This window comes from Halomonas alkalisoli, from assembly GCF_021412585.1.
In the GTDB taxonomy this organism is placed as follows: domain Bacteria; phylum Pseudomonadota; class Gammaproteobacteria; order Pseudomonadales; family Halomonadaceae; genus Halomonas; species Halomonas alkalisoli.
Genome location: NZ_JAKCMI010000029.1, coordinates 71,694 through 94,650, shown reverse-complemented (window position 1 = coordinate 94,650; position 22,957 = coordinate 71,694). Strand labels below are relative to the sequence as shown.

Genomic DNA, 22,957 nt, shown 5'->3' with positions numbered 1-22,957 from the left:
GGCCGCAGCCGGTTACCCTGAGCCCCTTGAGAGTGGCAACTGAGCGAAGCGCCATGAAAATCGCGGTCTATCCCGGTACCTTCGATCCCATCACCCACGGCCACTACGATCTGATCGAGCGCGCCGCGCGCCTCTTCGACAAGGTCGTGGTGGCGATCTCCGCCAGCCCCGGCAAGGGGCCGGCCCTGGACCTTGGCACGCGCATCGCCCTGGCCCAAGAGGTGGTGGCAGAGCTCGACAATGTCGAGATCATCGGCTTTTCCGGCCTGCTGACCGACATGATGGTCGAACAGAAAGCACGCATCATCCTGCGTGGCCTGCGTGCGGTATCGGACTTCGAGTACGAGCTGCAGCTGGCCAACATGTATCGTGCCCAGGCGCCCGAGCTGGAAAGCGTTTTCCTGACCCCCGCGGTGGAGAATTCCTATATCTCCTCCACCATCGTGCGGGAAATTGCCAAGCTCGGTGGCGATGTCACACGACTGGTGCATCCCAGGGTCGCCGAAGCGCTGCGTAGCCATTACAATACCTGACTACAACACTCGGTTTATCGCCCGAGTCGCATCACCCGGGCGGGGCCAGTACCACTGGCCGCGCCTTATCGCGAGGTAGCCCCATGGCCCTGATGATCACCGACGAGTGCATCAACTGCGACGTCTGCGAACCCGAATGCCCCAACGGCGCCATCTCGGCGGGGGAAGAGATCTACATCATCGACCCCAACCTGTGCACCGAGTGCGTCGGTCACTACGACGAGCCCCAGTGCCAGCAGGTCTGCCCGGTGGACTGCATCCCGCTGGACCCGGAGCGCGAGGAGAGCCGCGAGCAGCTGATGGAGAAGTACCACGTCATCACCGCGGCCTGAACGCGCAACGACGCCAGGACTCACGACAGACGCCAGCGCCCCGCTATTACGCGGGGCGCTGGCGTTGGTTGGTGACGGTCAGGTTATCGCTCGTAGGTACGGGGATTGATGGACGTGCACCCCAGGCAGCGCCGGAACGTGGCCTCGGCCGGTGTCTTGACCAGCGTTTCCGCAGCCTGATCCACGTTGCCCCCCATTGCCGAGAACGGCAGCGACACCACGAATAGTGCGGTACCGCCCAGGGTCGCCACCAGCAGCAACGGCCGTGCAATAAGAGCATCGGCGATCATCGCGCCGCCGCTCGGTCGAGCTTCAAGATGCTGCTCCTGAGCCATTGCCTTCGTGCTGCCGAGCATCGTGACCAGCACCAGCACGGCTACCATTAGCGTCTTGTGTGTCGTGATCATTTCCCTCCCCTTCTGTCGTCTACGGCTGGTGTGATTAGTATGCCTTGTCGCGTACAAAAGTATTAATTGGATTTAGCACCTGACAGCGCCTAGGATACATTCTGATGCATTAGTTTACATTAAGGGTGGCCGGCTTGTGTCGATTGCCCTGCCTCGCGGGCCAAGGCCCGCCCTAACCTGCAATGGAGAACGCCATGAAGCGTCTGATCGCCACCGCCGCCCTGGCCACCCTGGTCTCCAGCCCTGCCTTCGCCCAGAGCTACCAGCCTGGCCCCCATACGGGCCTCTACCTGGGCGCCGGTCTCGGGCAGTCCAAGCTGGATAACGATACCCTGGACTTGCTAAGCGACCTTGGTGCCAGTACCGATGACACCGATACCGCCTATAAGCTGTTTGTCGGCTATGACTTCAATCCCAACTTCTCGCTGGAAGCCAGCTATGTGGATTTCGGCGACTTCACTGCCAGTGGCAGCATCAATGGCGAGCCTGCCGATGGGAAAGCAAGCGCTGACGGCTTTGGCTTTGCCTTGCTGGGCAGGCTACCGATCCAGCACGGATTCGGCATATACGGCAAGGTGGGGCTGATCGCCTGGGACGGAAAGGGGAGCGGGAATTTCACCACGACCCAAGGCAACCGAGTACAGGTCTTGGGTAGCGCCGATGGCACCGACCCATTCTATGGGGTGGGTGTCGAATATGTGGTCAACCAAGTGATGGTACGCGCCGAGTACGAGTACTTCGATCTACGCGATCAGGGCGAGGACTTTACCATCGACCTGATCTCCGCCGGTATCGGCTATCTGTTCTGATTCACCCAGCTGGCTCGGCACCTGACAGCCCCGCCGCCGCGGGGCTGTTGCGTTATGTTGCATCGCCCGCCATGCTTCACGGTTTCGCCTCTCACCGGAAGACCCCGTGGCACCCCAGGAACTGGCTACACCCTCCGCCGCCCGCCGTCGCATCTGGATGCTGGCCTGGCCCATCATCCTGTCGAACATCACCGTGCCGCTGCTGGGGCTGGTGGACACCGCCGTGGTCGGTCACCTGCCGGATTCCCGCTACCTGGCCGGGGTGACCCTGGGCGCCACCCTGTTCAGCTTCCTCTACTGGGGCTTCGGTTTCCTGCGCATGGGCACCACGGGGCTGACCTCCCAGGCGCTGGGGCGCGAAAGCGACAGCGAGGTGCGCAACCTGCTGGGCCAGTCGCTGCTGTTGGCTGCCGCCATCGGCACCCTGTTGATCCTCTTCTCACGGCCGCTGATCTCACTCGGCCTCTGGCTGCTGAACGGCAGCGAAGTGGCCACCGAACTGGCAGCCGAGTACGCGCAGATCCGCATTCTCTCGGCGCCGGCGGTGCTGGCCAACTATGCGATTCTCGGCTGGTTCCTGGGCCAGCAGAATTCACGGGTCACCCTGCTCATCCTGGTATTGACCAATAGCGTCAACATCGCCCTCGACCTGCTCTTCGTGGTGGGGCTCGGCATGACCAGCGACGGGGTGGCCTGGGCCACGGTCATCGCCGACTATACGGCGCTGACCTTCGGCCTGTGGCTGGTGAGCCGACAGCTGAAGCTGCTGGAGGGACGCTTCCTGCGCGAGCGCCTGCTGACGCTGGCCGCTTACGCCGAGCTCTTCCACGTCAATGCCAATCTCTTCGTGCGCACCCTGGGGCTGCTGTTCGCCATGGCCTTCTTCACCTCGCGGGGCGCCGTACAGGGCGATACCGTGCTGGCCGCCAATGCCGTGCTGCTGCAGTTCATTATGCTCACCAGCTATGCCCTGGACGGCTTCGCCCACGCCGCTGAGGCGATCGTCGGCCGCTCGGTGGGGCGGCGCCGCTGGGACGAGTTCGCCACCGCCGTGCGTACCGCGGCCTGGTTCTCGCTGGCCACTGCAGGCATCGCCTCGCTGGCTTTCGCCCTCGGTGGCCACTACCTCATCGCCCTGTTGACGGGGCTACCGGAAGTGCGTGCCACGGCAGGCAGCTACCTGCCATGGATGGTGGCCATGCCCTTGATCGCCGTGTGGAGCTACCTGCTGGATGGCGTCTTCATCGGCGCCACGGCGATACGCGAGATGCGCAACAGCATCTTCATTGGCCTTGCCGCCTACCTTCCGATCTGGTGGGCCACTCAGTCGCTGGGCAACCATGGCCTATGGCTGGCCTTCCTGACATTCAGCCTGGTGCGCTCGGCCGTTCTTGCCGGCTATTACCTTCATCACCGCCGTACCCGCTGGCATCCTGCGGCCCCTTGCCTTTGACAAAGCCCGGCATTCGTCCCACCGTTGACGAGTCGAACCATGCAACCTTCTGAGCTTGCGCTACTTTTCTCAGACGACCCGACAGCCATTCCACAACATTAGAAGAAGCGAAACTGCCATGCTCAAGTTCCTGTCCAAACCTGCCGTCAGGCTGGTCGATCGCTATCTGCCCGATCCATTCATTTTCGTGCTGCTGCTTACGATCATCGCGGCCGCCGCGGCCATTGGCGTCGAACGCCAGACACCATTGGCGGTGATGCGCTTCTGGGGCGATGGCTTCTGGAATCTGCTGACGTTCTCGATGCAGATGCTGCTGATTCTCGTCACCGGCTTCATGCTGGCCAGCTCACCGCCGGTAAAACGCATGCTGCAGCAGCTGGCAGGCAAGGCCAAGAACGCCGGCAGCGCCATCATCCTGGTCACCCTGGTCTCGCTGCTGGCCAGCTGGATCAACTGGGGCTTCGGGCTGGTGGTAGGCGCCCTGTTCGCCAAGGAACTGGCACGGCTGGTGCGGGTCGATTATCGCCTGCTGGTGGCCAGCGCCTACTCCGGCTTCGTTGTCTGGCACGGCGGGCTGGCCGGTTCCATTCCGCTGACCATCGCCACCGACGGGCACTTCACCGCCGACCAGATCGGCGTGATCGGCACCGGCTCCACCATCTTCTCCTTCTTCAATCTGGCGATCGTGGCCTGCCTGTTCATCAGCATTCCCCTGGTCAACCGCCTGATGCTGCCCGACGAGAAGGACAGCGTCTATGTAGACCCCAAGGTGCTGGGGGAGGCGCCCGATGCCCGGGCACGCATCACCCGCCCCGCCGACCGGCTCGAGAACAGCGTGACCCTGGCCTGGCTGGTGGGCATCCCCGGGGTGATCTTCCTGCTCGACCACTTCCTCCTGCGTGGCGGCGGCCTGAACCTGAACATCGTCAACTTCATGTTCCTGTTCCTGGCCATCGTGCTGCACCGCACGCCCCGCAGCCTGCTCGAGAGCCTCAATGAGGCGATCAAGGGCGGTGCCGGCATCGTGATCCAGTTCCCCTTCTACGCCGGGATCATGGCGATCATGGTGCAGTCCGGACTTGCCGAATCCATGTCCCAGGGCCTGATCTCGTTTGCCACCGAAACCTCGCTGCCTTTCTGGTCCTTCCTCAGTGCCGGCATCGTCAACCTCTTCGTGCCCTCCGGTGGCGGCCAGTGGGCGGTACAGGCACCGGTGATGCTGCCGGCCGCCGAGGCGCTGGGCGTGGACGTGGCACGCGTCTCCATGGCCGTGGCCTGGGGCGATGCCTGGACCAACCTGCTGCAGCCGTTCTGGGCGCTGCCGGTACTTGCCATCGCCGGGCTGAAGGCCAAGGACATCATGGGCTTCTGCCTGATCCAGCTGTTCTTTACCGGCATCATCATTGCCGTTGGCCTGACCTGGTTCTGAACTCGGCCGCGCACCAACGGCCCCCAGGCTGAGATAACGCCTTGCCAACGAGTCGTGACGATCGTGGCAAGGCGTTATGCTGTAGGAACGACACCACAGGAAATCGATATGGACCACCACGACCTGCCCGGTCAGCATGAATTGAGCATGACCGTGCTGATGACCCCCGACATGGCCAACTTCAGCGGCAAGGTCCATGGCGGCGCCATCCTCAAGAAGCTCGATGAGGTGGCCTATGCCTGCGCCAGCCGCTACTCGGGCCACTATGTGGTGACGCTCTCCGTCGACCAGGTGCTGTTCAAGCAGCCGATCCACGTCGGCGAACTGGTGACGTTCCTCGCCTGCGTCAACCACGTCGGCCGCTCCTCCATGGAGATCGGCGTGAAGGTGGTGGCCGAGAACATTCGCGACAAGGTGATACGGCATACCAACAGCTGCTACCTCACCATGGTGGCGGTGGATGCCAGCGGACACCCGGCACCGGTGCCCCCGCTAAAGCTCGCGACCTCGCTGCAGAAACTGCGGTTCGAGAAGGCCGCGCTGCGCAAGAAACTGCGCAAGAAGGCCGAAGAGGAAGAGCGCCGCGCACAGAAGGATCACTTCGCCAGCCAGCGGCAGGATGATTGACGCACGCCCAGCCCGATAGCGCACAAGGAGAGGCCATGTCCCGCACCCGAGCCGACCACGGCAGACCCTCCGTCTTCATCGAGCGCATCCATCTGGTCTGGGATCTGGTCATCATCGTGCTGGTCGTGGCCAACCTGATGCTGCTGCTGATTGATGGCCTGTTCCTGCTGTCACCGCTGAACGACGCCTTCGAGGCCATCGCCCCGGGTCTGCATGGCGCCTACGACCGGCACATCCATGCCAACTTCGTCGCCATCGACCTGGTATTCGTGGCGATCTTCGTGCTCGATGTCCTGCTGGGCTGGGCGGCGGCCATTGCCGAGCGCCGCTATCATCGCTGGTTCTTCTACCCGTTCGTGCACTGGTACGACGTGCTGGGCTGCATTCCGGTGGGCGGCTTCCGGCTACTGAGGATATTGCGCATCATTTCACTGCTGCACCGCCTGCAACGGCTGGGATTGATCGATATCCGCCAGTGGCGGCTGTACGGCATCTACGCCAAGTACTACGACATCCTGCTCGAGGAGCTGTCGGACCGTATCGCCCTTCGCCAGCTGGTGAGTATCCAGGAGCAGGTACGCAGCAGCGACTCCCTGTCGCAGCGTATCGCCGACGAGGTGATCATGCCGCGCAAGCAGGAGTTGATCCACGAAATCTGTCGCCGCCTGGAGGATATGGCGGACAGTGCCTACCGGGCCAATCGCGATGACCTGATGCGCTTCATCAGTGCCCTGGTCAGGCGAACCCTGGCGGAAAGCCCCGAGATCAAGCGGCTCAGGCGCCTGCCGCTGGGCGGCCAGGTCGCCAGCGCCCTCGATGAAACGCTCAGCGATATCGCGCAACGGCTGGTGCACGAGGCCATCGAGGGCCTGCACTCGCCGGAATTCGACTCGCTGGTGGAGCACCTCGCCGACAGCAGCTTCGACGCCTGGCTGCGGGTCGATGCGCACACCGACCGAGTGACCGAGCAGGTACTGCTCGACACCCTGGAGCTGCTCAAGGAGCAGGTCACCCGCCAGCGCTGGAAGCAGCGCTATGACTGAAGCGAACGAAAGCCGGCTTCAGCCGCAGCCGATGTCGGTGATCACCTCGTTCTCGTCGACGCGCACGTTGAGACGATCCTCACGGTACTCGAGGGTATAGGCGTGGCCGGGACGCATCACTCGCAGCGTACCGGCACCGCTCTGTTCGCGCATCGACTCGCCCAGCGCCTCGTCATAGCGGCGACCGACACGGTCCTGGACACGGCTCGCGCCACAGACATCCTCTCCACTGCTGACGCGGGGAGGCTCCGGGGCTGGCTCACGGGGTGGGTTGGTCTGGTTCATGGGAGCACACGCGGTTAGCAGCAACAGGCTGGTAAACGACAGGCACAGCTTCATGGATATGGCCATCTTCGCCTCAATGGCTGACGGAAATAACAGGGAAGGACGGCCGAAGGGGGGACACACGGGCATGCCGCCTGGCACACCCGTGTGTCGGCCGAACCGTTCATGGAGTTAGAACACGGACTTATTCGGCGGCATCCTGTACCGCCTGTCCGCCGCGCTCCACATCCTCTCCGGCACCTTGCATGGTGTTGCAGCCTGCAAGGGCACCGGCGGTCATCAGCAGGGCAAAGCTAAGGGCAATGGCTTTCTTCATGGTCGTTTCTCCTTGAAAATTTCCGGGACATCCATTCCTTTCCGTGAAGCAATGGCCTCGTTCAGCGTAACAGGGCTGGCCAAGCCTTGCCTAATTCTGCCGCTTCACTCTGCCTGGCGCTGAATCGCCTCGCCGCCTCTTTCGATGTCCTCGCCCGCGCCACGCATGGTGTTGCAGCCACTCAGCAGTGACAGGGCAAAGAGCGAAACCAGCAACATGGGTAGTATCCGTTTCATTTTGCCTTCTCCATTGGGCAGGACGTCTGCTTCTTTAATCTAGCATCGACGGCCCGCCACTGCGCTGATTAAGACAACAACGGCTCGCTCCGCCGTAGTGAAGCCATTCTCGAACTGGCTGTGTCATGATGAGACGGGCGGATACTCAACACGGCGATCACGACGAGGGGGAGCCATGACAGTCATTGAACTCGACGAGCGGCTGGTGCAGGACAGTTACCCGGTAACCGAGCTATCACTGTGCCAGGTCCGATTGATGGATGACGCCCGCTTCCCTTGGCTGGTCCTGATTCCCCGTCGCAGCGGCGTAAGCGAGATATTCGACCTGAGCGAGGAGGACCAGCAGCGGCTCTGGTACGAAGCCACTCAGGTCGGCCGCATGCTGAAGGCCCTGGCCAAGGGGGACAAGCTCAACATTGCCAGCCTCGGCAACGTCGTCACCCAGCTCCATGTCCATGTCGTCGTCAGGCGCAGGGGCGATGCCGCCTGGCCCGCGCCCGTGTGGGGCCATGGCGAGGCCGAACCCTACGACCTGGACGGCCTGGCCAGTATGCGGGACCACCTGCTGGCCCAGCTCGAGGCCCTCAAGCTGAGGTAACCGAGCTCAGCCTCCACCGAAGGGGTTGGTCCGGGCGGGCGACTCGGCGCCGGCACTGCGCGAAGGCGGCTCCCCCAGCAGTGGCGCCGAAGCGGGCTGGGACACCCCGGTCACGGAAAGCGAGATTCCCAGCGCCATGATGGCCAGGCCGCCTCCCAGAGACGCCCAACCCAGCATGCGACCGGCACGCTCCATGCTGCTCTGCCGGGCCAGGCGCCGCTCGGCCCAGCCGCGCGCCACGACGCTGGCCAACGCCAGGCCGGAGACGGTCAATGCCGTGCCCAGCGACATGACAAGCACCGCTGCCACACCAACCGGAAACTGGCCCAGCAGGGTCGCCGCACCCAGCAGCAGCACCCCGCCGCTGCAAGGGCGGATGCCGATGGCGACGACGGTGGCCAGCGCGGTACGCCAGTCGGCGGCCTGCCGGGGGTCCACGTGGTGATGCCCCCCGCAGCAGTGCTCATGGCCATGATGAGGGTCCGCCGCATGCTCTGATGCATGGTCCGCAGCAGCACCGGGCGGCGAGTCGGCATGGCGGTGGGTCGCTGGCCGTCGCAGCTGTCGAATGGCACGCAGGCAGAGCCAGGCCCCCAACAGCGCCACCATCAGGAAGCTGGCCTGCTCGACCCAGACCACGCTACCCATGGCCTGGCGGGTGACCCAGCCCAGGCCATGTACCAGCACGACGACCAGGCTGATGGCGACGACGCCCTGCAGCAGCGAAGCCGCAAAGGAGAGCGCCAGGGCACGGCGAACCGCTCCCCCCTGGGTGAGCAGGTAGGTGGTCAATACCGCCTTGCCGTGACCCGGCCCCGCGGCATGGAAGACCCCGTAGCCGAAGCTGATGCCCAGCAGTGCCATCCAGGTGGCCGGCGAGGGCGTCCCGGAGAGTTCGGTAATCGCCATGGTGAGGGCGCGGTGAAAATCTCGCTGCCAGGAGACCAGTTGAAAGCTCAGTGACTGAAAGCTTCCCTGAGTGACCAGCAGAACGAGAGTGGCAACCAGCAGCAGGCCAACCCCGAGCAGCCACCCTCTGCCCTGCAGGCGCATTGCACTCAATCGCATGTCACCTCCCCGGTCTCGGCGAAGTAACGGCCCAGCCCCGGCTCGGCTTCATCGGTGATATCCAGCATCGCGGCTTCCATGACGAGTTCGGGGTCCGGGTCGGCCGGTACGATACGCGTCGAGCACGTCAACTCGCCGTTGACCGTCAGGGCATCGTCCAGGGGCGTGTTGCCTTCGGCTTCGTGCACCACCTCGAGGTAGTAGGTGGGATCGAACACCTTGTAGTACAGCGTCTTCTCGCTCAGCGGCAGCGGCGTCTCCAGCGGCAGCATGAAGATGAACTCGACGCGCCCGCCGCGCTCCATGACGGTGTATTCGGTCACTTCCCCGACGGCCAGCTTTTCGCCATCCACCTGCAGCTCGGTGAAATAGTCGTGGGGCGCCAGGTTTTGGCGTATTTCGCCACCCAGCTTGTCAAGACCCGCCTCGAGGCCGCCCTCGCCTTCGGCCAGCCCCAGCTCCTCCAGGATGATCAGGCTATAGAAGGGGTCCATGCGCCAGGCCTGATGCAACCCTTCCAGGCGGCCCTGGTCGTCGAGCATCAAGCGCATGCGCATGTCGATCCAGCCATGGGGGTGTGCCTGAGCCAGAACAGGCATCAGCAGCAGCACCGTCATCCAGATCAGCCAGAAGCGAGCACGGCGCGGTATTAAAGGGCGTAAAAGCTTCATAGTCTTCGGGTATCTCGAAAGCAGGTGAAACAGGGAGCGCGTTACAGGCGCCGATGCACCGAGACATCAGGGAGCCAGCCCGAGCCGGGTCTGCAGTGCCGCGAGCAGTCGGTCGAGCAGGTGAGGCGGCAATGGGCGCCCACCCCGCGTGGCCGTCAGCGAGATGCGTGCCGCCTCGCCCTCGGGCGTGACCTCCGCCCGGACCCGATAACCGGGCCAGCGGGCCAGTGCCGCTTCCACCCGGCCCAGATCGGCATCCGCATGGCGTATCACATAGCCCTCCTCCATCAACAGGTCGACGGTTTCCTGCAGCACGGCACCTGGCGTGGCCGCCAGGGAGAGTTCGCGGGGCTCGGGCACAGGAGCAGTGGCCGCGCAGCCGGCCAGCAAGAGCGCCAGCAGCAGGATGACGAAACGGGACATCAGGCGCCTCCCCGGGAGTCGATCGCGGCCATGGCATTGCGCAACGAAAGGCAGAAGTCGGTGTCGCTGGCACTGCGGGACTCGCGGATCTCGCCCTGCCAGTCGATGACCTGGATATCCCGCGTGACCCGCACCCAATCACCGTCGGCCACCAGCGAGACACGCTCCAGGCGCGTGGCATCACGCGTAAAGCTGCCTGCCACGCCGCCAAAGCCGATCATCACACCGGTGGATAGGCCGCCGCGCCCGCCGCCCACGCCATAGCCGCCGAACACACCGACACGTTCACGGTCGTAGAAGTCGCCGTAGCCAGGCACCGTGCGGGTACGCTCGGCATTGACCAGCCCCAGCGCCGTCTCGGTGTGCCGAATCACGAACCCCTCCTGCTCGAGCGCCGTGAGGGCCCGGCGCAGCCACTCCTCCGACCCCAGGCCACCGCCTTCCCAACGGCACTCCGCTGCCGGTCGAGGCTCCGCCGTGGGCAGTGCCGTGGGGGCCGTCTGGCAGCCGGCCAGCACCAGCAGGCAGGGCATCCACCACCATGAACGCATCGGGTTCTCTCCCATTCGGTTTGGCTCGAAGTCTACTCGGCACAGGGCGCCATGCAACCGCCGGATGCGCAGCATGCCACGTGAAGGCCCACTATCAGAGTCTCGCCATGACGCAGGGTTCCCGCAAGGTCGTCGACGGTGTGGCAAAACCTCGCATACCCTTGAAAAACGATACGCTCGGCGACACATCATGAAGGAACGCTATGGGGGCGATGACAAGATTTTTCTTATCCCCCGGCACCGGGACTTTTACACTGGTCATCCAGCCATGGGGATGCAAATCGCACCCGAAACGGCGATTTGTCCAATGGATCTGCTTTCTTCCAAGAGGCACTCTCTCACTCAGGAGAGGCACTCTCTCCAGGGAAAGCACTCAGCACAAGGAGCACTGCACATGAGCGACACCAATGCCATCGGCCTGCACGAAAGCAGCGCCAGCCAGCTTGCCGAAAAGCTCAACGCCCTGCTGGCCAACTATCAGATCTTCTACATGAATGTCCGCGGCTACCACTGGAACGTGAAGGGCCCTCAGTTCTTCGAGCTGCACACCAAGTTCGAGGAGCTCTATACCGACCTGCTGACCAAGGTCGACGAAGTGGCCGAGCGCATCCTGACGCTGGGGCACCAGCCTGCCCACGCCTACAGTGACTATGTGTCCATGGCGGTGATCGGCGAAGACAAGGACGTACACGATGGCGAAGCCTGCGTACGAGGCGTGCTCAAGGGCTATCAAACGCTGATCGAGCTGCAGCGCGAGGTTCTTGCCCTGGCGTCCGATGCCGATGACGAAGGCACCGCCGCCCAAGCCGGTGACTACATTCGCGAGCAGGAAAAGACCGTCTGGATGCTCAACGCCTACCTGGGCTGACGGCCCCGGCCTGGTTGACCTCGATACCGGCTCACCGCTTCTACGGCACCGCCCTTCGGACGGTGCCGTTTTCCATGCCCGGTTCGTCCTGACGTCGGCGTCAGGCCACCCGGCTCTCGGCGAGATCCTCGATCAGCCCCCGCAGCAACGCCCAGAACTCCTCGACGGAAGCCAGCTCCACCCGCTCGTCGGGGGAGTGTGCCCCGCGAATCAGCGGACCGAAGGAGATCATGTCGAGGTGGGGATACTTGCCGGCCAGGATGCCGCACTCCAGTCCGGCATGGATCACCTTGACCGCCGGGTCACTGCCCAGCTGGCGCCGATGCAATCGGCGGAAGCGCGCCAGCAGGGGGCTGTCGGGGTCCGGCGTCCAGCCGGGATAGGCATTCTCGACACGGGTGCGGGCACCGATCAGGTCGAACAGGCCGGCAAAGCGGTCGGCCATGTCCGCCGCGGCACTATCGCGCAGCGAGCGGACCAGCGCGCAGAGATGGAAGCGCCCCTCCTCCAGGCTGATCACACCCAGGTTGTTGGAGGTCTCCACCACCCCGGGCATATCCTGGCTCATCCGCTCCACCCCACAGGGCGCCACGTGCAATGCCGCTACCAGCATCCGGCTGGCATGGGCGTTGAGCGCCTTGGCCGGCGCCACCACCAGGGCCTGCAGGGCCAGCGTCACCCCCTCGTCGACGCCTGCCAGCTCGGCACGCAGCTCCTCTTGCAGCGCGGCGATCCGTTCACGGGCAGCCGTTTCCTCGTCGACCGGCAGCGCCAGGGTGGCAAACGCCTCACGGGGCAAGGCATTGCGCAGGGTGCCTCCGTGGTAGTCCACCAGGCGCGCATCGAAGGCTTCCAGCGCCCGCAAGGCCCGCACCAGCAGCCGATTGGCGTTGCCACGACCGCGGTGAATATCGATGCCGGAATGGCCCCCCACCAGGCCGGTGATGGAGAGCCGCAGCGCCAGTTCATCGTCGGCAAGCTCGCCGGTCGGCAGCTGCGCTTCCACCACGATATCGGCGCCACCGGCACAGCCGACGAAGACCTCGCCGCGGTCCTCGGAATCGAGGTTGAGCAGCACCCGGCCATCCAGCCACCCCTCCGCCAGGTTCAGGGCCCCGCCCATGGAGGACTCCTCCTCCAGGGTGAACAGCGCCTCGAGCGGGCCATGACGAAGGCTATCATCCTCGAGCACGGCCAGCGCCGCCGCCACGCCCAGCCCGTTGTCCGCCCCCAGCGTGGTATGGCGAGCGTGCAGCCAGCCTTCATTCACATGGGTCTCGATGGGGTCCCGCGTGAAGTCGTGGGGGTGGTCGGCGTTGGCCTGAGCCACCATGTCCAGATGCCCCTGCAGAATGAGGCCAGGCGCCTCTTCATGGCCCGGCGTGGCGGGCTTGCGGATACGCAGGTTGCCGAAGGCGTCGCGGTCATGGGCCAGGCCGCGGGCGTCGGCCCAGGCCTCGAGAATCGCTACCAGCGCGGCCTCGTGCCCGGAGGGCCGCGGCGTATTGCACAGGGTCCGGAAATGCCGCCACAGCGGCTGCGGCGAAAGCTGCTCGAGATGTTCGTTCATCGTTGAGTCTTCATGTGGATAACCGCGCTACCTTACCGGGACGACCGCGCTGGGGAAAGTCCACTCAAACTCGCCATCCACCCCCCGCTTCACTCTTCACCTAGCCCTGCGCGACCTGCCCCTCGATGAGCCGTGCCACGGCCTTGCGCAGCTGCTCCATGACGCTGCGCCGACCCGCAACCTTCAGGTTAGTCGCCATCCAGCGCATGTCACGGCCCTGGAAGGCCCAGGCCACCAGCCATACCAGCGCCGGATCGCCACACCTGTCGATCGCCGCCTGGCGCAGCAGGGCCTGCAGGGCCGGGCGTACCAGGGCCGGTTCGCGATAGCCGAAGGCCACATCGTCGATATCACGCCGATCGCCGGCATCCAGGACGGGCCTCGGCCCTTCGGCCAGCAGCGTCAACGCCACCGCCGGATCCAGGGACTTCAGCTCGAAGGCAAGCAACGCTGGCAGCAGACGCTGAAAGCCTGCCGTGAGCTCGGTGGCCAGGGCCTCGCCCCGCTCGCTGGTCGGCGCCAGCACCATCAGCGCATGCTCGCCGGTGGCCGTCTCCCGGGACAGCCCCAGCCTGACCGTCCGAAAGCCCTGCGCCTGCCAGAAGGCCATCAGCCCCGACTCGGCACCGAAGCTTGCGCCCAGCAGGTCGACCCCGTCCCGACGGGCCTCAGCCAGGGCCGAGTCGATCAGTCGTCGCCCCAGCCCCTCGCGGCGGCGCGCGGGGTGCACGGCGATGCGCTGCACGCGCCGCAGTCGAGCCATCAGGGCCTCGCGGGAGCCTGCATGGGCAGCCAGGGATTGAGCCAGCAGGTGCCCCGGTGGGCGACGCTCGCCCCTGGCCACCCGCTCGGCCAACTCGCTATCGAAACCACCCTCATCCCCCTGGACGATCACCCCCTGGGCCTGCCCTGCGGCATCCAGCGTCGAAACCCGCAGACCCGGCTCGTCGAGCAGGCGCCGCAGGTCTCCCGGGGTCGTGCGGTAGTGAGCCTGGACCAGCAGGCCAAACAGATCACGCAGTGCGGCTTCATCGGTGGCGAGCCGGTCGCGCGGCCACGCCTTCTCCACCAGCGCGGTTGTCGCGGGTGCAGCAATGGGCGGTTCGGCGTCGAGCAGCAGCAGGTCGCTGACCAGACGCTCCAACGGGTCGCCCTCCGCCCAGCGGACCGGCGCCGCCAGGTGGAGTTCGTGCCAGTCGGGCGCCTGGCGCTGCAGCCGCGCCCGGAAGCGCAGGGCAAAGCCGCGCCCGGAGCCTTCGTAGCCATGAACCGTGGTAGCGAAGGCGATCCGCGGAAAGGCCTCGAGCCACTGGCCCAGCAGGCCGGCGGGAATCGCCGCCGCCTCGTCCACCAGCAAGCGGCTGCCGCTGCCGCCCGCCTCCCCCCGCTCCGCCATGGAGGACAGCGTATCCGGCGCGACGAACGCCACCCGCCCCCCACGGCCGTCGACGAAGTCGTTGCCTTGCCGCTCGCCTTCCGGGCACAGCGAGGCCAGCCGCTCGAACAGTGCCGACACCGCGGCGGGCCGGGGAGCCGTGACCAGTATTTCACGCTCCCCGGCGGCCAGGAGTCGGGCACAGGAGATCCCCAGGGCCGCCGTCTTGCCCCGCCCGCGGTCCGCCGTGAGCACCAGTGGCCGACGGCGCTTCAACCTGACCAGCCGCGACACCGCCTCGACCTGGTCGGCCGTCAGACAGTCCGGGTCGGCGACGGGAGTGGTCTTCGCAGGTTCCGCGCCGGGCCACTCGGGCAGCACCGGGGTCGAGCCGGCCCGCCAGTGAGCCACAGCACCGTCTGCCTCCAGCCGTCGGCGTAGACGCGAGAGGTAGGGACCCGCCGGGCTCTCCGCCCGTGGTCCTCCCCAGTCTACGGGTGTCAGCAGCAGCAGCAGGCCCCCGGCGCGGAGGGTGCCGCTCAGGGCGCCAAAGGCGTCGGGGTCGAAGCCGGCATCCGCCGTCACCGTATCGAACACGACCAGATCATGCTCGCCGCCCAGGTGGCTGCGCGCCATTGTCGGTGACAGCCACTGAGCCGCGTCGCACCCGGGCGGCCGCTCGGCAGCCACCCAGCACGGCGCTTGCCAACTGCCTTGCTCCCAGATGTCGTCGGCACGCTCCTGGGCCTCCTCCACACCGCCGCTGATCCAGGCAAGGCCTCGCCAGCCAAGCTTCGCCATTTGGTCTGTCCAATTCAGCAATAAAGCGACCTCTGACGCTCTCAAATGACTCTCCTGTAGAAGCAACTGAAGACGCCCACCGACCTGTCCCATGGGCGCCTTGCACTGAATATCTTTAATTAGACCTTGGTGGCAGTAAGAGGGAGCCGCCGCCGCCAGCAACCCGCTGCTTTTAATCCCGTATATCAATACATTACAATAAGATACAGCGAAAAGATCATTATCATGCCTTAGCGTAGCGTTCTCTATCCTCGCTCCTATTTTAGCGCTTCCTTGATCAAGCTATCGAACATGTCAGGCACACCTGCTAGGTTGTTATTTGCTGTCGAGTTGTGCGTTCGGTCAACAAGGCCTCAGGCGCTCCGGGCACCTCGGCAAATCGACGTTTTTCCCGGTTATGACAAGACAACGAAATACTAGGGAGCATGAGATGAAGAAGACGACCCGGTTCGCTCTAACTGGCCTGGCGGCCAGCATTAGTTTCGCAGCCATGGCCACCACGGCCCAGGCTCAGGCTCAGGAGCAGTGGACCATGACCACCACCTGGCCGGAAAACATCGATCTGATCCAGATCGACCGCCACTGGGCCGACCTGGTCAACAAGCTCGCCGGTGACGAGCTGCAGATCGAGTTCCGCGCCGGCGGCACCCTGATGCCCGGCACCGAGGTGTTCGACGCAACCGAGACCGGCAGCATCGAGGCCTCCGGTGACTGGCCCGGCTACTGGGCCGGCCGCAGCCCGGCCTTCTCGCCGCTGGCCACCACCACCAGCCTGTTCAACGGCGTGGACTACCTGAACTGGATCCAGCAGTGGGGCGGCTGGGAGCTCTACCAGGAGGTCTATGGGGACTACAACATGGTGTATCTGCCCTACGGCATCACCAACAACGAGTCCGGCTTCATGGGCCGCACGCCCATCGAGAGCCTGGCCGACCTGGACGGCAAGCGCCTGCGCCTGTCAGGCCGTGACCAGGGTCGCGTGCTGGAAGAGCTGGGCGGCTCCCAGGTCACCCTGGCCGGGGGCGAGGTCTACCAGGCCATCGAGCGTGGCGTCATCGACGCCGGCGAATTCTCCACCCCGGGTGTCGACTACAACGTCGGCTTCGCCGAGGTAGCCGAGCATTGGACGGTGCCCGGCTGGCACCAGTCAGCCAGCGTATTCGGCGTGATGATCAACAAGGACGCCTGGGACGCCCTCACCGAGGAAACCCAGGAGAAGCTGAAGATCGCTGCTGATGCCACCATGGCCTGGTCGCTGGCCTGGTCCGAGCGCGAGTCCACCGAGGGTACGGTGAATTTCATGGAAGCCGGCGTGGAAATCCACCAGCTCTCCGACGACGACCTAGCCCGCATCCAGGACATCACCAACGACGTGATTCTGCGCGGCGCCTGTGAAGACCCGATGCACGCCAAGGTCTATCACTCCATGGTCAGCTACCTGGAGCACTACGCCAACTGGCGTGACATTTCCGCGCCCTTCAACATGAGCCGGACCATGGATAATCTCCCGTCGCTGGAAGAACTCGAAGCCTGTCTCTAAGCGTCAACGAGACCTCCCGGTGATCCCGGGAGGCTCATTGGGAGTGATCGCCACCGGCGCTGGAGCTGCACCGGTGGCGTTTTCCGTCCTGTAGCTAACCTCCAAGACTCTCGAGACCACCGACCATGAATGCCATTGCCAAGGCGATCGATGCCCTCAACGAGGGGTTCGGTCGGCTGATTGCCCCTCTGATTGCCGTGATCACTCTGATCGTCCTCTATGACATCGGCCTGCGTTACTTCGCCGGCCGACCCAGCGACTGGGCCTTCGACATCACCAAGATGCTATTTGGCGCCCACTTCATGCTGATGGCAGCCTATGGCCTACGCCATCACGCTCACGTCGAGGTCGATGTGCTCAAGCGCCTGCTCTCGCGCCGCAAGCAGGCCGCCCTCGATATCCTCGGCTACCTGATCTTCTTCGTCCCCTTCATCTGGATGCTGCTGACATTCGGCTGGAGCTTCTTCATGCGCTCCTTCAGCCGCGGTGAGACCACCTACGGCATGGTCTCGATCCCGGTCTATCCGGTGAAGGGCGTGATCGTCTTCGCCGCGGTGCTGATCCTGCTGCAGGCCATCGCCATCGTCATCCGTGCCATTCAGCAACTGCGCGAGGAGACCGCCTCATGAGCCCCGAAATGCTCACCCTGTTCATGTTCGGCGGCCTGCTGGTCGGCCTGTTCATGGGCCATCCGCTGGCCTTCGTACTGGGCGGCATCGCCGTGCTGGGCGCCTGGCTGGGGCCCGGATCGCGGGTCCTCGGCACCATTATCAACAACATCTATGGCAACGCCATGGATAACTATGTCCTGGTGGCCATTCCGCTGTTCGTGCTGATGGCGCGCTTCCTCAATGATTCCGGCGTCACCGAGAAGATGTTCGACACCATGCGACTGCTGCTGGCCAACCTGCGCGGCGGCCTGGCGCTGACGGTGGTCATCGTCTCGGTGCTGCTGGCCGCCACCACCGGTATCGTCGGCGCCTCCATCGCGGTGATGGGTATGATCGCCCTGGTGCCGATGCTCAAGTACGGCTACAACAAGGAGCTCAGCTCCGGGGTCATCATGGCCAGCGGCTGCCTGGGCATCCTGATTCCGCCGAGCATCATGCTGATCCTGATGGCCAGCTACTCACCTGTTTCGGTGGGCGCGCTGTTCGCCGGCGCCCTGGTCCCCGGCGTGATGCTGGGTGTCATGTATGCCCTCTATGTGCTGATCATCTGTTACATCAAGCCCGCCTATGGGCCGAAAGTGCCGGCAGAGGAGCGTGCCGAGACCAATACCGGCCAACTGCTGATCATGCTGGCCAAGTACGTACTGCCGCCCATGTCGTTGATCCTCGGGGTGCTCGGTGCCCTGTTTACCGGCATCGCCACCGCCACCGAGGCCTCGGCCATCGGCGTGTTGATCGCCTTCCTGCTGTTCATGATCTTCGGCGATCGCAAGGCTTCGACCTGCTACCGCACCCTGATCGACGCCGGCAAGACCACCACCATGGTGATGCTGGTGCTGGTGGGCGCCACCGCCTTCACCGGGGTCTTCTCTCGCGGCGGCGGCATGACGGTGATCAGCGACCTGGTGCTGGCGATGCCCGGTGGCACCACCGGCGCGCTGATCCTGATGCTTTTCCTGGTGTTCATCCTGGGCATGTTCCTCGACTGGACCGGCATCGTGCTGCTGAGCTTCCCGATCATGCTGCCGATCGTCGCCGAGATGGGCATCGACGTACTGTGGTTCGTGGTGATGGTGGCCGTGGTGCTGCAAACCTCCTTCCTCACCCCGCCGTTCGGCTATGCGCTCTTCTACTTGAAGGGGGTGGCGCCCAAGGGGGTGGAGATCGTCGATCTCTACAAGGCGGTGATCCCCTTCGTGGCCATCATCATGCTGGCCTGCGTGCTGATGGCCTTCTTCCCTGCCATCATCACCGGCCTGCCCTCTATGCTGGTCGGCTATTGAACCCACCGGGTTGATGCTGTTACGCCGCCCGCCACTCACCGAGTGGCGGGCGGCGCACTTTCCAGGTCGGAAAAATTGACCGAGATCATAAAAATCTTTTTGCGTATCATTGTCATTTGCAACCAGATCCATTTTTGCTATCGTGGCGCTAGACCGAGACTGGCCGAGGGACGATGCCAACGCAGAGTGGCGCACCATTTCCCCGCCTTTCAGCCTCAAGGAACACATCCATGCGCAAGACGCTGTTTACTGCAACCGCTGTTGCCACCACCCTGCTTGCCGCTCCGCTGGCCTCTGCCGCCAGCCTGACGCTCTACTCGGGCCGTGGCGAGTCGATGGTCGAGCCGATCGTCAAGCAGTTCGAGAAGGACACGGGCATCAGCGTGCAAGTCCGCTATGGCGACACTGCCCAGCTGGCCGTATTGCTGCAGGAAGAGGGCGACCGCTCGCCGGCCGACCTCTACTGGGGGCAGGATGCCGGGGCCATGGGCGCCATCAGCCAGGCCGGGCTGCTCGCCGAGCTGCCGGCCGACATCTATGAAGGCTTGCCGACCATCTATACCAGCGAGACCGGCAGCTGGGTCGCTGCCAGCGGTCGTGCGCGGGTCGTCGCCTATTCACCGGAACGCGTGGACGAGGGCGAGCTGCCCGAGAGCGTCTTCGACCTCACCGACGAGCGCTATGAAGGCCGCGTCGGCTGGGCCCCAACCAACGGTTCCTTCCAGTCGTTCATCACCGCCATGCGCCTGGAGCACGGCGAAGAGCGTACCCGCGAATGGCTGGAAGGCATGCGTGACAACGATGCCGTCACCTTCCGCAACAATTCCACCCAGGTGCAGGGCATCGCCGATGGCGAGATCGACTTCGGCCTGGTCAACAACTACTACCTGCCTCGCTTCCAGGCCAGCGACGAGGAATTCCCCGTCGAACAGGCTTTCTTCGCCGAGGGTGATATCGGCAACCTGGTGAACGTCGCCGGCATTGCCGTAGTGGCCAGCAGCGACAACCAGGAAGAGGCCGTCGAGTTCATTCGCTACCTGCTCTCACCGGCCGCCCAGCAGTATTTCACCACCAACGTCTATGAGTACCCGGTGACCCGTGGCGTCATCCAGAACCCACTCCTCGAGGACTCAGACCGCCTGCTCGAGGTAGCACCGGAAATCGACCTGGATGATCTCGAGGATCTCGAAGGCACCCTGAACCTACTACGCGATGTCGGCCTGCTTTAACGCCGATCCGAGTGCCGCCTGCACTGCAGGCGGCACACTTCATTCTGCGAGGCACGATGACACGGACCAACAGCACCTCCATCCATAGTCAGCCGGCCTCACGCCTGCAGCGCCTGCTGCCCCGGCATGTGCCGCTGCACATCCTGCTGCCGTCACTGGTCGTTGCCGCCGCCATGTTGGTGCCGCTGGTCTATCTGGGCCTGCGTGCCTTCGAGGCCGACAGTGCCACGCTTGTCGACCTGGTCTTTCGCCCCCGCAATCTCCAACTGCTGATCAACACCCTGGCCCTGGCCGCAGGGGTGGTGGTCTTGACCACCGTAATGGCCTTTCCGCTGGCCTGGCTGGTGACTCGTACCGACATTCGCTTCAAGCGTGCCCTTACCATCATGGGCGTCATCCCGCTCGCTGTGCCGGGCTACGTGATGGCCTATGCGCTGATCGGCCTGGGCGGCAACTACGGCGTGCTGGCCCAGCTCACCGGCATTCAGCTGCCACGCATTCAAGGCTACGTCGGCGCTACCCTGGCGCTGTCGCTCTATACCTTCCCCTATCTCTTCCTCAACCTGCGCACGGCCCTTTCCGGCCTGGACGGCAACCTGGAAGAGAGCGCACGCAGCCTGGGCTACTCCCAGGGCGAGATCCTGCGCAAGGTGACGCTGCCTCACCTGATGCCATCGTTGATGGCCGGCTGGCTGGTGATCACCCTCTACGTGCTGGGTGACTTCGGTGCTGTTGCGCTGATGCGCTACGAGGCCTTCAGCTACGCCATCTATACCCAGTACTCCGGCGCCTTCGATCGCATCTATGCCGCCTGGCTCGCCATCATGCTGCTGGTGGTGGCGGCCAGCTTCGTGATGCTCGACAGCCTGGTGCTCAGGCGCAAGCTGGCCCGTGTCGGTACCGGCGTGGCACGCCCCCTTCGCCCCACACCCCTGGGCAGGGCCCGCTGGCTGGCCTGGCCCTACCTGATCGTGCTGTTCGGTGTCTCCATCGGCCTGCCGGTGATGATTCTCGGCTACTGGCTGCTGCTCGCGCCCCCCGACATGAGCTTCTTCGCCCGGGTGCCAGGGACCTTCCTGCGCTCTGCAGGCGCCGCACTGCCGGCCGCACTGCTGGCGGCCGCCTTCGCCCTGCCCCTGGCCTTCCTCACGGTGCGCTACCGCTCTCCCTTCTCGACGCTGATCGAGCGCTCGGCGTATATCGGCTATGCTCTGCCGCCGCTGGCACTTGGCCTGGCCATGGTGTTCTTCTCGCTGCGTACCGCACCGTTTCTCTACCAGACGCTGGCGCTGCTGATCATTACCTGGGCCATGGCATCCCTGGCGCTGGCACTGGGCCCGATCCGCAATTCACTGCTGCAGACCCGGCCCAGCATGGAACAGGCCGCCCACTCGCTGGGCCATGGCCCGGTCAGCACCTTCATCCACGTGATCTTCCCACGCCTGCGTCGCGGCATCCTGGCCGGCGTCGTGCTGGTCTTCGTGCTCTGCATGAAGGAGCTGCCGATCACCTTCCTGCTGGCCCCCACCGGCTATACCACGCTGGCGGTCACCGTATTCACCCGTACCTCGGAAGGCATGTTGGCCGAAGCGGCGCCCTTCGCCGCTGCCATCGTGGTGTTCTCGAGCCTGTCCGTGGGCCTGCTGCTCACCAAGGAGGGCAAATGATGACGAACCTCAACATCAGCGCCGACCCGCAGGGTAGCCCTGTCCGGCTGGTCGACCCGCTGCTCTCGGTGGAGGGGCTCAGCAAACGCTACCGCAGCGGTGATCCGCTGGCGGCGGAAGACGTCAACTTCACGCTGGGCAACGGCGAAATCCTCGCTCTGCTGGGTCCCAGCGGCTGTGGCAAGACCACCACGCTGCGCATGATCGCCGGCTTCGAGACGCCGGATAGCGGGGAGATCTTCCTGCATGGCAAGCGAGTGACCCAGTTGCCTCCCCAGCAGCGTCGCATCGGCATCGTCTTCCAGGACTATGCGCTCTTCCCGCACATGAGCCTGGGTGACAACGTCGCCTTCGCCATGCGCCATATCGCCAAGACGAAACGCCACGCCAAGGCGCGGGAATGGCTCGACCTGGTGGGCCTGGCGGACCTCTCCGCCCGTATGCCCGACGAGCTCTCGGGAGGCCAGCAGCAGCGGGTCGCCCTGGCCAGAACGCTGGCCGCCGAGCCGGAGCTGGTCTTGCTGGACGAGCCCTTCTCCAACCTCGATGCCGCCCTGCGGGAGTCGACCCGCAAGGAAGTGCGTCGCCTGTTCAAGGCCGCCGGCACCTCCGTCATTCTCGTTACCCACGACCAGGCCGAGGCACTCTCCTTCGCCGATCAGGTCGGGGTCATGCACTCGGGGCGACTGCTGCAGATGGACTGCCCGGAGTGCATCTACCAGACGCCCGCCACCTCCTTCATCGCCGAATTTCTCGGCCATACCAACCTGCTGGAAGGCGAGGCCGATGGCGAGATCGCCCAGACCGTCCTCGGCCCCGTGGCGATCAACCACCACCATCAGGGTCCGGTGCGCCTTTCACTGCGCCCTGAGCACCTGTCGCTGTCAGCCGCGCCCGACGACCATGGCGCCACCATCGTCGAGCGCGAGTTCCGCGGCCACGACTGCTACTACCTGCTCGAGCACCACGGCCAGCGATTCTGCGCCATCACCCCCAGCCACACCCTGTGGAAGATCGGCGAGCAGGTGCGACTCGAGCCCCAGCGCACCGCCACGGTGCTGAGGGACTGAGCGGGGCCAAACGCCAGCTGCTCAGGGGTGGAACGGCGAGGACCTAACAGCGCGGCTTTCCCGGGGCCCGGCCTTCGCGGAGGCGCTGTGAACCCCTCCCTG

At 64.7% G+C, this 22,957-nt stretch carries 25 protein-coding genes; 15 read left to right on the top strand and 10 right to left on the bottom strand.

Annotated features, from left to right (window positions below):
• The first annotated feature begins 53 nt into the window (after positions 1-53).
• Positions 54-533, top strand: coding sequence for a pantetheine-phosphate adenylyltransferase (gene coaD, locus LY622_RS14120; protein ID WP_114575201.1), 480 nt, complete (start codon positions 54-56; stop codon positions 531-533).
• Positions 534-616: 83 nt separating this feature from the next.
• A complete protein-coding gene (locus LY622_RS14115; protein WP_066451434.1) occupies positions 617-865 on the top strand; it encodes a YfhL family 4Fe-4S dicluster ferredoxin in 249 nt (82 codons plus the stop codon).
• Positions 866-948: 83 nt separating this feature from the next.
• Here LY622_RS14115 and LY622_RS14110 read toward each other — a convergent pair whose 3' ends face one another.
• Positions 949-1,272, bottom strand: a complete 324-nt coding sequence (locus LY622_RS14110) for a hypothetical protein (protein WP_234291478.1) — start codon at positions 1,270-1,272, stop codon at positions 949-951.
• Positions 1,273-1,466: 194 nt separating this feature from the next.
• On the opposite strand from LY622_RS14110, the gene LY622_RS14105 reads away from it, so the two are divergent.
• From LY622_RS14105 to LY622_RS14085, 5 genes are all read left to right on the top strand, one after another.
• Positions 1,467-2,081 carry an outer membrane beta-barrel protein gene (locus tag LY622_RS14105; RefSeq protein WP_234291477.1) on the top strand — a complete coding sequence of 205 codons (615 nt, stop codon included), beginning with the start codon at positions 1,467-1,469 and terminating at the stop codon, positions 2,079-2,081.
• A gap of 157 nt (positions 2,082-2,238) precedes the next feature.
• Positions 2,239-3,534: an MATE family efflux transporter gene (locus LY622_RS14100; RefSeq protein ID WP_234291560.1), complete on the top strand. Its 1,296-nt coding sequence runs from the start codon at positions 2,239-2,241 to the stop codon at positions 3,532-3,534.
• A 118-nt stretch (positions 3,535-3,652) separates the two neighbouring features.
• Positions 3,653-4,963, top strand: coding sequence for a short-chain fatty acid transporter (locus LY622_RS14095; protein ID WP_234291476.1), 1,311 nt, complete (start codon positions 3,653-3,655; stop codon positions 4,961-4,963).
• Positions 4,964-5,071: 108 nt separating this feature from the next.
• A complete protein-coding gene (locus tag LY622_RS14090) occupies positions 5,072-5,590 on the top strand; it encodes an acyl-CoA thioesterase (RefSeq protein ID WP_234291475.1) in 519 nt (172 codons plus the stop codon).
• 35 nt (positions 5,591-5,625) lie between these two features.
• Positions 5,626-6,633 carry an ion transporter gene (locus LY622_RS14085; RefSeq protein ID WP_234291474.1) on the top strand — a complete coding sequence of 336 codons (1,008 nt, stop codon included), beginning with the start codon at positions 5,626-5,628 and terminating at the stop codon, positions 6,631-6,633.
• An 18-nt stretch (positions 6,634-6,651) separates the two neighbouring features.
• Here the strand turns inward: LY622_RS14085 and LY622_RS14080 are convergent, their stop codons facing one another.
• The 3 genes from LY622_RS14080 to LY622_RS14070 all read right to left on the bottom strand — a co-directional run bounded on the left by LY622_RS14080 (position 6,652) and on the right by LY622_RS14070 (position 7,470).
• Positions 6,652-6,918, bottom strand: coding sequence for an I78 family peptidase inhibitor (locus tag LY622_RS14080; protein ID WP_234291473.1), 267 nt, complete (start codon positions 6,916-6,918; stop codon positions 6,652-6,654).
• Between the two features lie 184 nt (positions 6,919-7,102).
• Entirely contained in the window at positions 7,103-7,234 is a 132-nt protein-coding gene (locus LY622_RS14075; protein ID WP_114479694.1) for an entericidin A/B family lipoprotein, read from the bottom strand.
• A 104-nt stretch (positions 7,235-7,338) separates the two neighbouring features.
• Positions 7,339-7,470 carry an entericidin A/B family lipoprotein gene (locus tag LY622_RS14070; protein WP_234280767.1) on the bottom strand — a complete coding sequence of 44 codons (132 nt, stop codon included), beginning with the start codon at positions 7,468-7,470 and terminating at the stop codon, positions 7,339-7,341.
• Between the two features lie 175 nt (positions 7,471-7,645).
• Between LY622_RS14070 and LY622_RS14065 the strand changes: the two genes are divergently transcribed.
• On the top strand, positions 7,646-8,068 hold the full coding sequence (locus tag LY622_RS14065) for an HIT domain-containing protein (protein WP_234291472.1): 423 nt from the start codon (positions 7,646-7,648) through the stop codon (positions 8,066-8,068).
• Positions 8,069-8,074: 6 nt separating this feature from the next.
• Here the strand turns inward: LY622_RS14065 and LY622_RS14060 are convergent, their stop codons facing one another.
• The 4 genes from LY622_RS14060 to LY622_RS14045 all read right to left on the bottom strand — a co-directional run bounded on the left by LY622_RS14060 (position 8,075) and on the right by LY622_RS14045 (position 10,781).
• On the bottom strand, positions 8,075-9,136 hold the full coding sequence (locus tag LY622_RS14060) for a nickel/cobalt transporter (protein WP_234291471.1): 1,062 nt from the start codon (positions 9,134-9,136) through the stop codon (positions 8,075-8,077).
• A complete protein-coding gene (locus LY622_RS14055) occupies positions 9,127-9,807 on the bottom strand; it encodes a DUF1007 family protein (RefSeq protein WP_234291470.1) in 681 nt (226 codons plus the stop codon). Before LY622_RS14055 ends, LY622_RS14060 begins: the two co-directional genes overlap by 10 nt.
• A gap of 66 nt (positions 9,808-9,873) precedes the next feature.
• Complete coding sequence (locus tag LY622_RS14050) at positions 9,874-10,230, bottom strand: hypothetical protein (RefSeq protein ID WP_234291469.1); 357 nt, start codon at positions 10,228-10,230, stop codon at positions 9,874-9,876.
• A complete protein-coding gene (locus LY622_RS14045; protein WP_234291468.1) occupies positions 10,230-10,781 on the bottom strand; it encodes a hypothetical protein in 552 nt (183 codons plus the stop codon). The genes LY622_RS14050 and LY622_RS14045 overlap by 1 nt, the downstream gene beginning before the upstream one ends.
• A gap of 394 nt (positions 10,782-11,175) precedes the next feature.
• Between LY622_RS14045 and LY622_RS14040 the strand changes: the two genes are divergently transcribed.
• A complete protein-coding gene (locus LY622_RS14040) occupies positions 11,176-11,649 on the top strand; it encodes a Dps family protein (RefSeq protein ID WP_234291467.1) in 474 nt (157 codons plus the stop codon).
• A gap of 100 nt (positions 11,650-11,749) precedes the next feature.
• Here LY622_RS14040 and LY622_RS14035 read toward each other — a convergent pair whose 3' ends face one another.
• Both LY622_RS14035 and LY622_RS14030 read right to left on the bottom strand, forming a co-directional pair.
• Positions 11,750-13,219: an aminoacyl-histidine dipeptidase gene (locus tag LY622_RS14035; RefSeq protein ID WP_234291466.1), complete on the bottom strand. Its 1,470-nt coding sequence runs from the start codon at positions 13,217-13,219 to the stop codon at positions 11,750-11,752.
• A gap of 100 nt (positions 13,220-13,319) precedes the next feature.
• Complete coding sequence (locus tag LY622_RS14030; RefSeq protein ID WP_500796438.1) at positions 13,320-15,488, bottom strand: tRNA(Met) cytidine acetyltransferase TmcA; 2,169 nt, start codon at positions 15,486-15,488, stop codon at positions 13,320-13,322.
• A 337-nt stretch (positions 15,489-15,825) separates the two neighbouring features.
• On the opposite strand from LY622_RS14030, the gene dctP reads away from it, so the two are divergent.
• The 6 genes from dctP (at position 15,826) to LY622_RS14000 (ending at position 22,855) form a co-directional block, all read left to right on the top strand.
• On the top strand, positions 15,826-16,935 hold the full coding sequence (dctP, locus tag LY622_RS14025) for a TRAP transporter substrate-binding protein DctP (protein ID WP_234291464.1): 1,110 nt from the start codon (positions 15,826-15,828) through the stop codon (positions 16,933-16,935).
• 125 nt (positions 16,936-17,060) lie between these two features.
• Complete coding sequence (locus tag LY622_RS14020; RefSeq protein WP_234291463.1) at positions 17,061-17,564, top strand: TRAP transporter small permease subunit; 504 nt, start codon at positions 17,061-17,063, stop codon at positions 17,562-17,564.
• Positions 17,561-18,889: a TRAP transporter large permease gene (locus tag LY622_RS14015; RefSeq protein WP_234291462.1), complete on the top strand. Its 1,329-nt coding sequence runs from the start codon at positions 17,561-17,563 to the stop codon at positions 18,887-18,889. The genes LY622_RS14020 and LY622_RS14015 overlap by 4 nt, the downstream gene beginning before the upstream one ends.
• 230 nt (positions 18,890-19,119) lie before the next feature.
• Positions 19,120-20,118 carry an iron ABC transporter substrate-binding protein gene (locus LY622_RS14010; protein WP_234291461.1) on the top strand — a complete coding sequence of 333 codons (999 nt, stop codon included), beginning with the start codon at positions 19,120-19,122 and terminating at the stop codon, positions 20,116-20,118.
• 56 nt (positions 20,119-20,174) lie between these two features.
• Positions 20,175-21,785, top strand: a complete 1,611-nt coding sequence (locus LY622_RS14005; RefSeq protein WP_234291460.1) for an ABC transporter permease — start codon at positions 20,175-20,177, stop codon at positions 21,783-21,785.
• Positions 21,782-22,855, top strand: a complete 1,074-nt coding sequence (locus tag LY622_RS14000; RefSeq protein WP_234291459.1) for an ABC transporter ATP-binding protein — start codon at positions 21,782-21,784, stop codon at positions 22,853-22,855. Before LY622_RS14005 ends, LY622_RS14000 begins: the two co-directional genes overlap by 4 nt.
• The last annotated feature ends 102 nt before the right edge of the window (positions 22,856-22,957 follow it).

What these genes read in the sequence shown, in the direction of transcription:
- coaD (WP_114575201.1), top strand. Translation starts at nt 54, where the DNA reads ATGAAAATCGCGGTCTATCCCGGTACCTTCGATCCCATCACCCACGGC.
- LY622_RS14080 (WP_234291473.1), bottom strand. Translation starts at nt 6,918, where the DNA reads ATGAACCAGACCAACCCACCCCGTGAGCCAGCCCCGGAGCCTCCCCGC.
- LY622_RS14035 (WP_234291466.1), bottom strand. Translation starts at nt 13,219, where the DNA reads ATGAACGAACATCTCGAGCAGCTTTCGCCGCAGCCGCTGTGGCGGCAT.
- LY622_RS14065 (WP_234291472.1), top strand. Translation starts at nt 7,646, where the DNA reads ATGACAGTCATTGAACTCGACGAGCGGCTGGTGCAGGACAGTTACCCG.
- LY622_RS14000 (WP_234291459.1), top strand. Translation starts at nt 21,782, where the DNA reads ATGATGACGAACCTCAACATCAGCGCCGACCCGCAGGGTAGCCCTGTC.
- LY622_RS14090 (WP_234291475.1), top strand. Translation starts at nt 5,072, where the DNA reads ATGGACCACCACGACCTGCCCGGTCAGCATGAATTGAGCATGACCGTG.
- LY622_RS14085 (WP_234291474.1), top strand. Translation starts at nt 5,626, where the DNA reads ATGTCCCGCACCCGAGCCGACCACGGCAGACCCTCCGTCTTCATCGAG.
- LY622_RS14075 (WP_114479694.1), bottom strand. Translation starts at nt 7,234, where the DNA reads ATGAAGAAAGCCATTGCCCTTAGCTTTGCCCTGCTGATGACCGCCGGT.
- LY622_RS14010 (WP_234291461.1), top strand. Translation starts at nt 19,120, where the DNA reads ATGCGCAAGACGCTGTTTACTGCAACCGCTGTTGCCACCACCCTGCTT.
- LY622_RS14045 (WP_234291468.1), bottom strand. Translation starts at nt 10,781, where the DNA reads ATGCGTTCATGGTGGTGGATGCCCTGCCTGCTGGTGCTGGCCGGCTGC.
- LY622_RS14020 (WP_234291463.1), top strand. Translation starts at nt 17,061, where the DNA reads ATGAATGCCATTGCCAAGGCGATCGATGCCCTCAACGAGGGGTTCGGT.
- LY622_RS14115 (WP_066451434.1), top strand. Translation starts at nt 617, where the DNA reads ATGGCCCTGATGATCACCGACGAGTGCATCAACTGCGACGTCTGCGAA.
- dctP (WP_234291464.1), top strand. Translation starts at nt 15,826, where the DNA reads ATGAAGAAGACGACCCGGTTCGCTCTAACTGGCCTGGCGGCCAGCATT.
- LY622_RS14040 (WP_234291467.1), top strand. Translation starts at nt 11,176, where the DNA reads ATGAGCGACACCAATGCCATCGGCCTGCACGAAAGCAGCGCCAGCCAG.
- LY622_RS14050 (WP_234291469.1), bottom strand. Translation starts at nt 10,230, where the DNA reads ATGTCCCGTTTCGTCATCCTGCTGCTGGCGCTCTTGCTGGCCGGCTGC.
- LY622_RS14055 (WP_234291470.1), bottom strand. Translation starts at nt 9,807, where the DNA reads ATGAAGCTTTTACGCCCTTTAATACCGCGCCGTGCTCGCTTCTGGCTG.
- LY622_RS14100 (WP_234291560.1), top strand. Translation starts at nt 2,239, where the DNA reads ATGCTGGCCTGGCCCATCATCCTGTCGAACATCACCGTGCCGCTGCTG.
- LY622_RS14095 (WP_234291476.1), top strand. Translation starts at nt 3,653, where the DNA reads ATGCTCAAGTTCCTGTCCAAACCTGCCGTCAGGCTGGTCGATCGCTAT.
- LY622_RS14005 (WP_234291460.1), top strand. Translation starts at nt 20,175, where the DNA reads ATGACACGGACCAACAGCACCTCCATCCATAGTCAGCCGGCCTCACGC.
- LY622_RS14105 (WP_234291477.1), top strand. Translation starts at nt 1,467, where the DNA reads ATGAAGCGTCTGATCGCCACCGCCGCCCTGGCCACCCTGGTCTCCAGC.
- LY622_RS14030 (WP_500796438.1), bottom strand. Translation starts at nt 15,488, where the DNA reads ATGGGACAGGTCGGTGGGCGTCTTCAGTTGCTTCTACAGGAGAGTCAT.
- LY622_RS14110 (WP_234291478.1), bottom strand. Translation starts at nt 1,272, where the DNA reads ATGATCACGACACACAAGACGCTAATGGTAGCCGTGCTGGTGCTGGTC.
- LY622_RS14060 (WP_234291471.1), bottom strand. Translation starts at nt 9,136, where the DNA reads ATGCGATTGAGTGCAATGCGCCTGCAGGGCAGAGGGTGGCTGCTCGGG.
- LY622_RS14070 (WP_234280767.1), bottom strand. Translation starts at nt 7,470, where the DNA reads ATGAAACGGATACTACCCATGTTGCTGGTTTCGCTCTTTGCCCTGTCA.
- LY622_RS14015 (WP_234291462.1), top strand. Translation starts at nt 17,561, where the DNA reads ATGAGCCCCGAAATGCTCACCCTGTTCATGTTCGGCGGCCTGCTGGTC.